Here is a 12,214-nt window from a genome sequence, read left to right as displayed (position 1 = left end):
ATTGCCGATGAGGTATCCGAAAAAAGAGGGGAATGGAAACATAAAAAATCTTAGAGTTTATGAGGAAAACAGACAGAAGTTTCCTATGTTGCCGATAGTATCTTAAATAATAAAAATTATAGAATATCGCTTTGTATGTGCGTGTAAAATGCGTGTTGCGTCATATACGCGCGAAATAGGGATATTCGGAAACGGAGTAAAAATGGTATCAGAAAAAAGCATAGAACAGAAGTTAAGAACGGAGACAAAAAAGATGGGAGGCTGGGCGGTAAAGTTCAGCTCTCCCGGTTTGGATGGGATGCCCGACCGCTTGGTATTGTTCCCCGGTGGAAAGTTGGGATTTGTGGAACTGAAAGCACCGGGAAAAAAGATGAGACCACTTCAGGAAAAGAGAAAGCGGACATTGGAAGAACTGGGTTTTTTGGTATTCTGCGTGGATAGTGAGGAAATGATTGGAGGAGTGCTGCATGAAATACGAACCTTATGAATATCAATCGTATGCTTCAAGGTTTATTTTAGAACATCCTTGTTGTGGATTGATTTTAGATATGGGACTTGGAAAGACAGTAATCACGCTTACGGCATTATTTGCATTGGCATTGGATTATTTTACGGCGGGGAAAATTCTTGTCATAGCACCTAAAAGGGTAGCGGAAGATACTTGGCCGAAAGAATTAAAAAAATGGGAACATCTTATAGGGATGAAAGCAAGTCTGGTAATGGGAACAAAAAAGCAGAGAGAACAGGCATTGGCAGAAGATGCCGATATTTATATCATCAATAGGGAAAACGTGGTGTGGCTGGTAGAGAATCATCGTTGGGATTTCAGTACGGTAGTAATTGATGAACTGTCTTCTTTTAAATCCAGTAAGGCTCAGAGATTTAAAGCATTAAAACGTGTGAGACCGCAAGTTTCCAGAGTGATCGGATTGACAGGAACCCCATCTCCGAATGGATTGTTGGACTTATGGCCACAAATGTATTTGTTGGATATGGGGCAGAGGCTTGGAAGATATATAGGCGGTTACAGAGAACGATTCTTTTTACCGGACAAAAGAAATCGTGAGATTATTTATTCTTATAAACCGAAACAGGGTGCAGAAGAAAAAATCTATAGTCTTATAAGTGATATTTGTATTTCCATGAAGGCGGCCGATTATCTAAATATGCCGGAACGGATAGAGAACCGTGTGGAAGTGAGTATGAATGCCAAAGAAGAAAAATTGTATCAGTCATTTGAAAGAGATATGGTTCTTTCCATAGGCGGGGAAGAACTGGATGCCATGAATGCAGCGGCACTTTCCAATAAATTATTACAGATGGCAAATGGTGCTGTTTATGGAGAAGATAAAAAAGTGATTTCCATTCATGACAGGAAATTGGATGCTTTGGAAGATTTGGTGGAAGCGGCAAATGGGAAACCAGTATTGGTAGCGTACTGGTACAAGCATGATCTCATGAGAATACAGAAGCGTCTTCCAGAAGCAAGAGTGATTGATACTTCAAAGGACATAACGGACTGGAATCATGGTGAAATTGCGATTGGATTGATTCATCCAGCATCAGCCGGACACGGACTGAATCTTCAGGAAGGAGGATGTACTATCGTGTGGTTTGGATTGACATGGTCGTTGGAATTATATCAGCAGATGAATGCCAGACTTTGGAGACAGGGACAGAAGCATACCGTGGTTATACATCATCTGATTACAAAGGGAACACACGATGAAGATGTCATGAAAGCGTTGGAGAAGAAGGAAACTGGACAGTCCGCATTGATCCATGCAGTACGGGCGAGGATTGGAGGAATGTGACATGACAGCAGAAAGGATGTTTAGGGAATATAAGAATTTGAAGAAGGAACAGGGAATTTTACTTTTTCAGTTGGAACAATTCAGTGGGATTGAGGAATCAGATGTTATCGATTCCATGATGTTCGGTCATGCTGATGACAATGACAGGGTACAGACAAGCAACCGATCAGATAAAACTGCATCCGTTGCAATAAATTATAAAAGTGTGATGGATCGGGAAAACGATGAATGGTTTGAGTTTCTTTGGAACAGATATCAGGCAGTTGTAGAAGAACTGAAATTTTTTGAACATAGCGTTGCAAGTTTGGGTGGGATTCTGCCGGAACTGGTAATGGATCTGGTACGAGGAGAGCTTACATGGGAAACAATGGAACAAAAATATAATGTAAGTCATGCCATGATAGGAAAATACAGGAAAGCAGCAATGAAGGAACTGGATTTTTTGTACGAGCTTCGTGATAAACAGACGGAAGCCTTTATTTTGGGATAAGGAGGACATAAAGAAATGTGCAGACGAGGCGAAATTTATAATGTGGATTTTGGAAATAATGAAAATTCGTATAAACAGTGTGGTGTCCGTCCAGCTCTGGTTGTGAGCAATAACAGGGCAAATGAAAACTCTCCGGTGGTAACGGTTGTACCATTGACTGCGAGGGTGTGGAAGAAGAAATATCTTCCAACCCACGTACAGATACCATTAAAAGCAAGTGTTGGATTATCAAAACCAAGTATGGCATTAGCTGAACAGGTGGAGACTTTGGATAAGAACCAATTACTGGAGAAGCTAGGAGAGGTTTACGATGAGATGGTTATGCAACAGATTACGATTGCCCTTCAGATACAGATAGGGGTTTATGCAGAATATAATTAAAAAAAATATGAACAAAAATGATGCGAGAAATTTGTGTAGAATACGGAGAAGAAAGAACTGGAGTAATATCGGATGTAGAGCTAACATACTCACGAACAGAGAGGAGGTGTACCCTATGCAGAGTAGCAGAATTCTTTTATTAGCGAAAACTTTTGTTATGGTCTATATACTTGGAAATGACCAAGCAGCAGATATGCTCCAAAATAGTATTATTTTATTGCTGGTGTTAGAGTTAATCAGTAAAGAAGATGCAGATGAAGCATTACAGGACATATCAGAAGGGAAAAAACAGGAAAGCACAGAGTTTCATTTTAAGCTGTCTAGAGAAGAAGTTGATGATACGGTTCAAGAATTAAGAAAACTGGCAGAGAAATGTACCGTTGAAAAGGCATCAAGCTCCTTGCTAGAGACTGCGGAATTTATTGATGACTTTTGGCAGGAATATTAAATTGAAAGGTTAAAACAAAATAGCAGAGAATAACAACAGCGGGTCTATGTAGATACCGCTGTTCGTGTTATAATGAGATAAATGGGGAGGAGAAGGATGGAAGGAAAGAATTATTGGAGATTGAGGCGTTTTTCATTGTTTTATAAATATTATGCGTTTGTAGATACTGAAGAATATCTTGGAGATCAGTTATTTATTCAGCAGAAAGTTGAGGTTTCTTTTGGAAAAGAATTTGGAAAAAAGGGAAATGATTACCTGATTATTCTTTGCAAAGTAAGAAAAAAAGATGAGAAAAATTTCCTAAAGGCATTAGATGAATTGGAGAAAAAAATGCTACTAATGGGGCATCATGACTACCCTGCTTTTTGTGAGAAGCTGAAACTTCAGATGCCGGGAGAGAAGGTGTAGAGAATATGATTTTAATTGTTGCGGTAGATGACAGGAATGGCATGACATTTAATCATCGGAGACAGAGTCAAGATAAACGATTGAGGGAACGGATACTTTCCATAACAAAAAAAGGAAAGCTGTGGATGAATGCGTATTCGCATAAACAATTTGTGGATTTTGAATCTACAGAACAGATTCAGGAAGCGGAGGACTTTTTGGAGAAAGCAGGAGAAAAGGATTACTGCTTCGTTGAAAATTTGGGGATCGAGAATTTCCGTGATAAGATTGAAAAAATAATATTGTGTAAATGGAATCGCAAGTATCCGGGAGATTTCTTCTTTACTATTGATGTGAATGATGGAAATTGGAAACTAATAGATGTGGAAGAATTTTCGGGAAGCTCTCATGAGAAAATAACGTTGGAGGTATACGAGCATGAATAAGTGGAAAAAAAGATGGATTCCGATTTTTATGGCTCTGATGCTGATACTTAGTGGATGTGGTGCAGATGTTCAGAAAGAATCACAGCCATCGAAAGATCAGACAGTTACGGAGCAACAACAGGAAACTGTGGAACAAGAAGATTGGGAAATTATAGATGAAAGCGAACCGACAATAAATATGGGCGAGATACCAGAGTATTCTGGAGAAGCCTATGTTACGATTGCAAATAATATTCCAAACTTTACAGAAGCGGAATTAAAAACGGAATCATTTGAAACCTATAGTGATTTGGATTCATTGGGAAGATGTGGTATAGCGTATTCAAATATCGGTCAGGATTTGATGCCGACAGAAGACAGAGGTTCTATTGGTCAGGTCAAACCTTCTGGATGGCATACTGTAAAATATGACTGTGTCGATGGAAAGTACCTTTATAACCGCTGTCATTTGATTGGATTTCAATTAACTGCCGAGAATGCAAACACAAAGAACCTGATTACAGGAACCAGATATTTAAACGTGGAGGGGATGCTGCCATTTGAAAATATGGTGGCTGATTACATAAAAGAAACTGGAAACCATGTGTTGTATCGAGTAACACCAATTTATGAAGGAGATAATCTGGTAGTAAGCGGTGTGCAGATGGAAGCTAAGTCCGTGGAAGATAACGGGGAAGGAATTCTTTTTAATGTGTATTGCTACAATGTACAACCGGGCGTTACTATTGATTATGCTACAGGAGAAAGCCAGCTTTCCAATGATGGTGGTTCTTCAGCAGGAAGTACGGAAGGCAATAAAGAAGCGGAAAATGAGCAAAAGACAGAGTCCTCCTATGTGTTGAACACTAATACAAAGAAATTTCATTTACCAAGTTGTTCCAGTTTAAATCAAATGAACGAGAGTAATAAAGGAGAGTTTACGGGTACAAGAGATGAACTAATTCAACAGGGATATGAACCTTGTAAAAGATGTCATCCATAAAGAAAGAGAAAGAATATGAATCAAGAAAAAGTTAAAAGAATACTTTTGGGGCAAATACGAGAATATTTGGATGGAGAAATTACGAAAGAGGAATATGAAGCTATGGCAGAGCCTTTTTATTCGCAGTATTGTCATTTGATTGTAGAGACTTCTTTTTATAAGATATTTTCTGAAACAATACCTGACTGTTGTATTATAAATGTGGATGAACCGGGAAATGAGATAGAAAAGGAACGAGATTTTCGGAAGATATTGACAGAAACTTATATTCGTTTGAAAGAAGTGTTGTAATGGAAAAATCCCCCGTGCTGTATGCGCATGGCTGCAAAGCTACACGGGTGGACAGATGGCGTAACCTGTAACCATGCATGGGCGATTGTAAAGAGGGGCTCATTCCCCTCCGCCATATTAGAACAAAAAACAGTATTAGATTGGTAGACTGAAAGTAGACTAAGAGTAGACTGACATTACTTTTCTTTTGTGTTATTCTTAAGATGCGGAAAAAAGAAACGGGACTGAAAGCATTTTGCTTTTGGTCTTTTTTTTCTGTCGGAGCGTGGCTTTCCATCCTTTCCCACGCTGCGTACATAAAGGAAAGGGGAAATTAGTATGCCTAGAAAACCAATGAAACCGTGCTGTCATCCCGGTTGTCCCAAATTGACAGAGGGAAGGTATTGTGAAGAACATGAAGCACTACACCGTGGAGAACGGAAAAGTGCATCGGGACGTGGTTATAACAGTAAGTGGCAGCGGGCGAGGAAAAGATTCTTAAAAGAACATCCGCTGTGTTGTAAATGTGAGGAAGAAGGAAAATATGTAAGAGCAACAATTGTGGATCACATTAAACCACATCGTGGTGATCCAATCCTCTTTTGGGATGAAGAGAATTGGCAGCCTTTATGCAAACATCATCATGATGTAAAAACCATGACGGAAGATCGGTATCAGGAATATCGATATTGATTGGAAATACTAGACAATGGTGGGGGTATCAAATCTCTACAAATTTGTTGAACATTGACCGCCGCCCCCTCAAACGTGAATTTTCGCAGAATTAAACAGGGGGGATAGGAAAAGAGGATAAGAGTTTTCGCAGAATGTGTTGTAAAACAAGCAGTTGTTCGCAAAATGGGGTATGAGTATTTTGTTAAAAAGTTAGGAAAAATAGGAATTATAAGGGTCAAAATGCAGTAAAAATGGCTGCGTTTTGACCTGTTTTTATGTCTGGAAACAGGAAGGATGGTGAGAGGCATGACAGAATTACAAGCCGAACAGATTAGGAAAATGCGGACGCAGGGAGTTGGCTATCGTGCCATCGCTTCCGTGGTAGGGCTGTCCCGTGACATTGTGAGGAACTATTGTCGGTCGCATGGTATGGATGGATATGCTTCTGCGCTTACAAAAAACATTCAGGAACAGATGATGTTAGGAAAGGCGTGTTTGTATTGTGGAGCAGAACTGATACAACCATCTACAGGCAGACCAAAGAAGTTTTGCTCAGATAAGTGCAGACGGGAATGGTGGAAAGCACACCCAGAAAAACTGCATCGGAAAGACACGGCAATTTATACCATGACCTGTGCGAGATGCGGAAAAGAATTTACGAGTTATGGAAATAAGAATAGAAAGTATTGTAGTCATGACTGTTATATAAAAGCACGATTTTGGGAGGGATTGGAAGATGGAGTTCAGAAAGCTGCGGATTAAGGATTTGATTCCGGCATCCTATAATCCGAGAAAAAAACTCAAGCCGGGAGATAAGGAATTTGAAAAAATAAAAAACAGTATTACGGAGTTCGGATATGTTGAGCCGATTATTGTGAATTCAGATATGACGATTATCGGTGGACACCAGAGAGCCACGGTTCTTCAAACATTAGGGTATGATGAAATTGATTGTATTGTCATTGAAATTGATAAAACAAAAGAGAAAGCGCTGAATATTGCCCTGAATAAAATTACAGGAGAATGGAATCAAGAACTATTGGCGGACTTGATTGAAGATTTACAAAAATCAGACTTTGATGTTGGTTTTACCGGATTTGAGCCACCGGAAATTGAGCAGTTATTTAATAAGGTTCATGATAAAAAAATCAAAGAAGATGATTTTGATGTGGATGCTGAGTTGAAGAAACCCGCCATGACAAAGCAGGGAGATGTGTGGATGCTTGGAATGCACCGACTGGTGTGTGGGGATTCCACTTTACCTGAGACTTATGAAAAACTTATGGAAGGAAAGAAAGCCAATCTTGTAGTAACTGATCCGCCATATAATGTAAATTATGAAGGCAGTGCGGGGAAAATCCAAAATGATAATTTGGAAGATAATAAATTTTATAATTTTCTGTTTGCCGCATTCGTGAATATGGAACAGAACATGGAACGTGATGCTTCCATTTATGTGTTCCATGCGGATACCGAGGGATTAAACTTTCGCAGGGCGTTTAAAGCAGCAGGATTTTATCTTTCCGGTACATGCATTTGGAAAAAGCAGTCATTGGTTTTAGGAAGAAGTCCTTATCAATGGCAGCATGAGCCGATTTTATTTGGATGGAAGTTGGGTGGAAAGCATATGTGGTATTCAGACAGAAAGCAGTCCACCATATGGGAATATGACCGTCCGAAGAAAAATGATATGCATCCGACTATGAAACCTGTGGAACTGGTGGCATATCCAATCCGTAACTCCAGTATGAGTAATTGCGTTGTCTTAGATCCATTTGGTGGAAGCGGTTCTACGATGATTGCTTGTGAACAGACAGGGCGTATTTGCAGGACGATAGAACTGGATGAAAAATATGCGGATGTGATAGTACATCGTTATATGGAATTTGTGGGAAGTGCAGAAGACGTATATGTAATACGGGATGGGAAGAAAATAAAATATTCAGAGCTAATGAAGGAAGGTGACACGCATGACGCAGTTGACCTTCCTTGATTTATGCTCAGGCATTGGAGGATTCCGTTTAGGTTTGGAATCTGCCGGCCATAAGTGTGTGGGATATTGTGAATATGATAAATTTGCAAGGGCTTCATACGAAGCAATGTATGATACGGAAGGAGAGTGGAAAGCGGATGATGTTACAAAACTTAAACCATCCGATGTGCCAAGAGCAGACATCTGGTGCTTTGGATTCCCCTGTCAGGATATTTCAGTCGCAGGAAAGCAGCGGGGACTGGTCGGAAAAAGAAGTGGAATATATTTTAACATTATTGACCTCCTCAAAGGCAAAGAAGAAAGTGATAAGCCCACATACCTTTTTGTTGAAAACGTTAAGAACCTGCTATCAATTAATGCAGGATTCGATTTTGCCACGGTTTTGTCTGAAATGGGAGAAGCAGGGTATGACTGTCGCTGGCAGGTGCTTAACTCAAAAGACTACGGAGTTCCACAAAACAGAGAGCGCGTGTTCATTATCGCAAATCTTAGAAGCAGAGGTAGACGAGAAATATTATCTCTCAGAGGAAAAAACAAAGCAGCTCTTAACCAGATTATAGGCGGAATGCAGGGATACCGAGTATATGATTCTCAGGGAGTTTCTACTACATTGATTGGAAATGCGGGAGGAATGGGAGCGAAGACGGGACTTTATTTTATAGATCAAAGCAAAGTTGCACCGAAGATTACGGATACTGCAAGATGTTTGACAGCGAGATACACAGCGGGAATGGTAAATCATACGGCAATGAATTCTGCGGTTATGGAAGTGCATCCTGTTTTGACACCAGAGCGGATGGAAAAACGTCAGAATGGAAGACGAATGAAAGAAGATGGAGAGCCAATGTTTACGCTGACTTCCCAAGATCGACACGGTGTGTATTTTTGTGAGAAACCCGTTAAATCTGTGAAAGTGAAAAACGCAACAAAAACTGGATATGAAGAAGCACATCTGGGAGATGGAATTGTACTTGCGTATCCGAATAGCGATACCCGCCGTGGAAGAGTCGGAAAAGGATGTTCACAGACATTAGATACCGGATGTCAGATGGGGACATTGATGAGGTGTGGAAGAATTCGGAGATTGACACCAAAAGAATGCTTTCGATTGCAGGGATTTCCAGATGAATTATACGAGCGCGCTGCTTCCGTGAATTCTGATTCACAGTTGTATAAGCAGGCGGGAAATGCCGTAACAGCGACAGTTGCGTATGCATTGGCGATGTGCCTTCCTGAAAGTCAGAAAGATGGTTAAAATGCTTGACTTTGTGGGCGTTTAGAGTGATGTATGTAGTACCAAAAAAGAAGGGAGACTGCATACATGAGAATTGAAACGATATGTGAAAACAGAAAAGAATTGGTAAAAGCGATGGCAGAAATATTGGGAGAACCTTCAAAATATTTAGGACCACCAAGTTTTGGATACCAGATAGGGGGTGCAATTGTGGATCGTGATGGAAACATTGAAACAGAGGATGGCGAAATGCTTCAGAAAGAACTGCAGCGAAGGGGATTCATTGAAAATAATCAGGAGGAATTAAATTTACAGATTCCAATAGAAGGTCATACCGCCGAGAGCATCCGAAATCTTATTTTTATGATTCATAGTAAACAGTATCTTTTGAAGCGGGCTGTCGGTACAGAAGTGCTGCACATGAGTGAACGTCTGATTGAGAGATTATCAGAAGAAAAAGATGCGGATATGAACAGGGTAATGGAGATTTTTGAAGAAGAAAAAGTACATTGCTTTGGGCTAGAGTTTGTGGCTGATAAGATTGTTTTTAACGGATTTCCGATGGAAGCAGAAAGTACAATTTCTTTTGCGGAATTAACCTGCATGATGGCAGAACGTGCAAAAGAGCTGAAATGGATTAATCCTGCGGAGACAATTGAGGCAAATGAAAAATATTATATGCGCATCTGGTTGATTCGTCTAGGACTTGGAGGAAAAGGCGGAAAGAAAACAAGGGATCTCCTTTTGAAGAATCTGAAAGGGAACACGGCTTTTCGGACGGAAGAAGAAAAGGAACGTGCAAAAGAGCGCAATCGGCAGAGAGCCGCTGAACGGAAAGTAACACAGGAATAGTTTTCTGTAAAATACACAATTTCTTTTCCGAATTTTTGTGTACATTATTGTTTGAAATGACTGGATAATATGTGCTTTTAGAGTGATATATAGACTACGAAAAAAAACACATAGGAGGCGCAACAAAATGAAAACACAGAAGTTCGGGATTGAAATTGAATTAACCGGAATCACCAGAAAAAAAGCAGCAGATGTTATCGCAGAATATTTCGGAACAGAGAAATTTTATATCGGGACGTATTATCAAACTTACGGGGCAAAAGACCGTAAAGGAAGAACGTGGAAAGCAACATTTGACTCCAGTATTATTGCACAGAGAAAAAAGGGTGGAATAAGGGAGCCTGCCTCGGAAGAATATAAATGTGAAATTGTTAGTCCGATTTTAGAATATGAAGACTTGGAAGATTTGCAGGAAATTGTTCGTCAGCTTCGGCATAAGGGGGCATTCGCAAGTGACCAATGCGGCATTCATATCCACGTGGATGCAAGCAGATATACACCTCAGACTTTACGCAATCTGGTAAATATCATCGCCAGCAAAGAGGACATTTTATATAAAGCTTTACAAATTGATCCGGCTAGGCTTCGATGGTGTAAAAAGACAAATGAACAGTTGATTCAAACGATTAATAAAAGAAAACCCAAAACAATGGAAGAATTAAAGGACATCTGGTATGAGGGGAGTCATAGAAGAAGGACAGACCATTACAACGATACTAGATATCACGGTTTAAATCTTCATGCGACTTTCACAAAAGGAACGGTAGAGTTCCGATTGTTTAACAGCACGACGCATGCAGGGGAAATCAAAGCATACATACAATTCTGCCTTGCAGTCAGCCATCAGGCATTGACGCAAAAGAAAGCGAGTGCCAGAAGAACAGTTACAGATAATGAAAAATACGCATTTCGGTGTTGGATGCTCCGGTTGGGATTAAACGGGGATGAATTCAAAACCTGCAGGCTTCATTTTCTGAAACATTTGGAAGGAAATTCTGCATGGAGACATGCTGCTTGAAGGGAATAGGCACAGCCCCACCAATGGCGGTCGAGAGACCGTCTTGAGATGGTAGGAGGGAGACCTCACTATCAACAGAGAAAGGATGAAGCAAATATGAAGAAGTTGTATATTGCCTATGGCAGTAACATGGATGAGGAGCAGATGGCATTCCGATGCCCGACTGCAACTTTAGTAGGAACAGCAATCGTGGAAGGGTATGAGTTAATGTTCAAAGGCTCTCGAACAGGTTCGTATGCTACGATAGAACCAAAGGAGGGAAGTATCGTTCCGGTATTGGTTTGGGAAATCGGTCAAATGGATGAAAGAAGACTTGACTATTATGAAGGATATCCGAATTTTTATTATAAGAAGATGCTGGAGGTCCAAATCAATGGGAAAATGAAACGTGCGATGGTATATATCATGGATGAACAAAGGAAAATAGGAGTGCCAAGTGCAGGATATTATCGGATTTTGGAACAGGCATATGAAAAGTTTGGGTTTGAGGGAGATGTTCTGGAGCAGGCTTTGAAAAATTCAATCGAGGAGGTGCAGCATGGTATTTCCGAATAGAAAAATTGTGGAGAATATTCGCAGAGAATATCCAGTCGGTACCAGAGTAGAACTTATAAGAATGCATGATAAACAGGCACCGCCAGTTGGCATGACAGGGACCGTTCTCGGAGTGGATGACACGGCATCCCTTCTGATGCATTGGGATAATGGATCAGGACTGAATGTTATTTATGGGGAAGATTGTGTAAAAAAGATACCCATAGTCAGAACTGTTTGTTATGGAAAGACAGAGGAGTGGTATTCGAGGGAGAAAGCAGAAGAATTTTTCTTTCAGGCAATTTTGGGAAGTGAAGGGAGTGAACAGAGCCGATACATGAAGATATATAATGAGTTAAAAATGGGATTGGACTTTTGTACGGATGGAGAAGACGTCTAAAGAAAATTTGTGCAGATTGTGGTACGGATATTGCTGGATATAAACAAGAGTCAGAGGTAACATGTGTGTACAAAAAGAACAGGAGAATTATTATGGGAGAAACATACAGAGGGTATCAAATTACAATCGCTTGGAATAGTGAAACTACAGGATATGATTTTATTATTACTCCGCCGGACAATGGGAAAATAATTACAAGTGAAGATTCATATTTTTATGATTACAATGCTGTGAAAGCAGCAAAAGTAAAAATCGATGAACTTTTCAAGTAAAAACGAAAGGTGCTGAGA

General features: G+C 40.1%; 18 protein-coding genes. All 18 read left to right on the top strand.

Annotated features, from left to right (window positions below; all coding sequences use genetic code 11):
• The first annotated feature begins 202 nt into the window (after positions 1-202).
• The 18 genes from G593_RS0102940 (at position 203) to G593_RS0102855 (ending at position 12,196) form a co-directional block, all read left to right on the top strand.
• Positions 203-487, top strand: coding sequence for a VRR-NUC domain-containing protein (locus G593_RS0102940; RefSeq protein WP_029730691.1), 285 nt, complete (start codon positions 203-205; stop codon positions 485-487).
• Entirely contained in the window at positions 468-1,814 is a 1,347-nt protein-coding gene (locus tag G593_RS0102935) for an SNF2-related protein (RefSeq protein ID WP_029730690.1), read from the top strand. Before G593_RS0102940 ends, G593_RS0102935 begins: the two co-directional genes overlap by 20 nt.
• Before the next feature lies 1 nt (position 1,815).
• On the top strand, positions 1,816-2,304 hold the full coding sequence (locus tag G593_RS0102930; protein WP_029730689.1) for a hypothetical protein: 489 nt from the start codon (positions 1,816-1,818) through the stop codon (positions 2,302-2,304).
• A gap of 15 nt (positions 2,305-2,319) precedes the next feature.
• Positions 2,320-2,685, top strand: a complete 366-nt coding sequence (locus tag G593_RS0102925; RefSeq protein WP_009262614.1) for a type II toxin-antitoxin system PemK/MazF family toxin — start codon at positions 2,320-2,322, stop codon at positions 2,683-2,685.
• A 115-nt stretch (positions 2,686-2,800) separates the two neighbouring features.
• Positions 2,801-3,133 (top strand): hypothetical protein, encoded by a 333-nt coding sequence (locus G593_RS0102920; protein WP_029730688.1) that lies wholly within the window; start codon positions 2,801-2,803, stop codon positions 3,131-3,133.
• A 96-nt stretch (positions 3,134-3,229) separates the two neighbouring features.
• Positions 3,230-3,541 carry a hypothetical protein gene (locus tag G593_RS0102915; protein WP_029730687.1) on the top strand — a complete coding sequence of 104 codons (312 nt, stop codon included), beginning with the start codon at positions 3,230-3,232 and terminating at the stop codon, positions 3,539-3,541.
• A 5-nt stretch (positions 3,542-3,546) separates the two neighbouring features.
• A complete protein-coding gene (locus tag G593_RS0102910) occupies positions 3,547-3,966 on the top strand; it encodes a hypothetical protein (RefSeq protein ID WP_029730686.1) in 420 nt (139 codons plus the stop codon).
• Positions 3,959-4,948 carry a DNA/RNA non-specific endonuclease gene (locus G593_RS0102905; protein ID WP_029730685.1) on the top strand — a complete coding sequence of 330 codons (990 nt, stop codon included), beginning with the start codon at positions 3,959-3,961 and terminating at the stop codon, positions 4,946-4,948. Before G593_RS0102910 ends, G593_RS0102905 begins: the two co-directional genes overlap by 8 nt.
• 15 nt (positions 4,949-4,963) lie before the next feature.
• Positions 4,964-5,239 (top strand): hypothetical protein, encoded by a 276-nt coding sequence (locus tag G593_RS0102900; RefSeq protein ID WP_029730684.1) that lies wholly within the window; start codon positions 4,964-4,966, stop codon positions 5,237-5,239.
• A 318-nt stretch (positions 5,240-5,557) separates the two neighbouring features.
• The gene (locus G593_RS0102895; protein ID WP_029730683.1) at positions 5,558-5,911 is read left to right on the top strand and encodes an HNH endonuclease; all 354 of its coding nucleotides are present in this window, start codon (positions 5,558-5,560) and stop codon (positions 5,909-5,911) included.
• Between the two features lie 288 nt (positions 5,912-6,199).
• On the top strand, positions 6,200-6,655 hold the full coding sequence (locus G593_RS0102890; RefSeq protein ID WP_009262608.1) for a hypothetical protein: 456 nt from the start codon (positions 6,200-6,202) through the stop codon (positions 6,653-6,655).
• A complete protein-coding gene (locus G593_RS0102885) occupies positions 6,630-7,886 on the top strand; it encodes a site-specific DNA-methyltransferase (protein WP_029730682.1) in 1,257 nt (418 codons plus the stop codon). Before G593_RS0102890 ends, G593_RS0102885 begins: the two co-directional genes overlap by 26 nt.
• Positions 7,864-9,141 carry a DNA cytosine methyltransferase gene (locus tag G593_RS0102880; protein WP_029730681.1) on the top strand — a complete coding sequence of 426 codons (1,278 nt, stop codon included), beginning with the start codon at positions 7,864-7,866 and terminating at the stop codon, positions 9,139-9,141. The genes G593_RS0102885 and G593_RS0102880 overlap by 23 nt, the downstream gene beginning before the upstream one ends.
• A 66-nt stretch (positions 9,142-9,207) precedes the next feature.
• Positions 9,208-9,972: a hypothetical protein gene (locus G593_RS0102875; protein WP_029730680.1), complete on the top strand. Its 765-nt coding sequence runs from the start codon at positions 9,208-9,210 to the stop codon at positions 9,970-9,972.
• A 127-nt stretch (positions 9,973-10,099) separates the two neighbouring features.
• Positions 10,100-10,990 (top strand): amidoligase family protein, encoded by an 891-nt coding sequence (locus G593_RS0102870; RefSeq protein WP_029730679.1) that lies wholly within the window; start codon positions 10,100-10,102, stop codon positions 10,988-10,990.
• 96 nt (positions 10,991-11,086) lie between these two features.
• Positions 11,087-11,545: a gamma-glutamylcyclotransferase family protein gene (locus tag G593_RS0102865; protein ID WP_029730678.1), complete on the top strand. Its 459-nt coding sequence runs from the start codon at positions 11,087-11,089 to the stop codon at positions 11,543-11,545.
• Complete coding sequence (locus G593_RS21690; protein ID WP_029730677.1) at positions 11,529-11,924, top strand: DUF4314 domain-containing protein; 396 nt, start codon at positions 11,529-11,531, stop codon at positions 11,922-11,924. Before G593_RS0102865 ends, G593_RS21690 begins: the two co-directional genes overlap by 17 nt.
• Before the next feature lie 92 nt (positions 11,925-12,016).
• Complete coding sequence (locus G593_RS0102855) at positions 12,017-12,196, top strand: hypothetical protein (RefSeq protein ID WP_009266522.1); 180 nt, start codon at positions 12,017-12,019, stop codon at positions 12,194-12,196.
• The last annotated feature ends 18 nt before the right edge of the window (positions 12,197-12,214 follow it).

The organism is Dorea sp. AGR2135 (assembly GCF_000420885.1).
Lineage (GTDB): Bacteria > Bacillota > Clostridia > Lachnospirales > Lachnospiraceae > Dorea > Dorea formicigenerans.
This window is presented reverse-complemented; position numbering and strand designations above follow the sequence as displayed.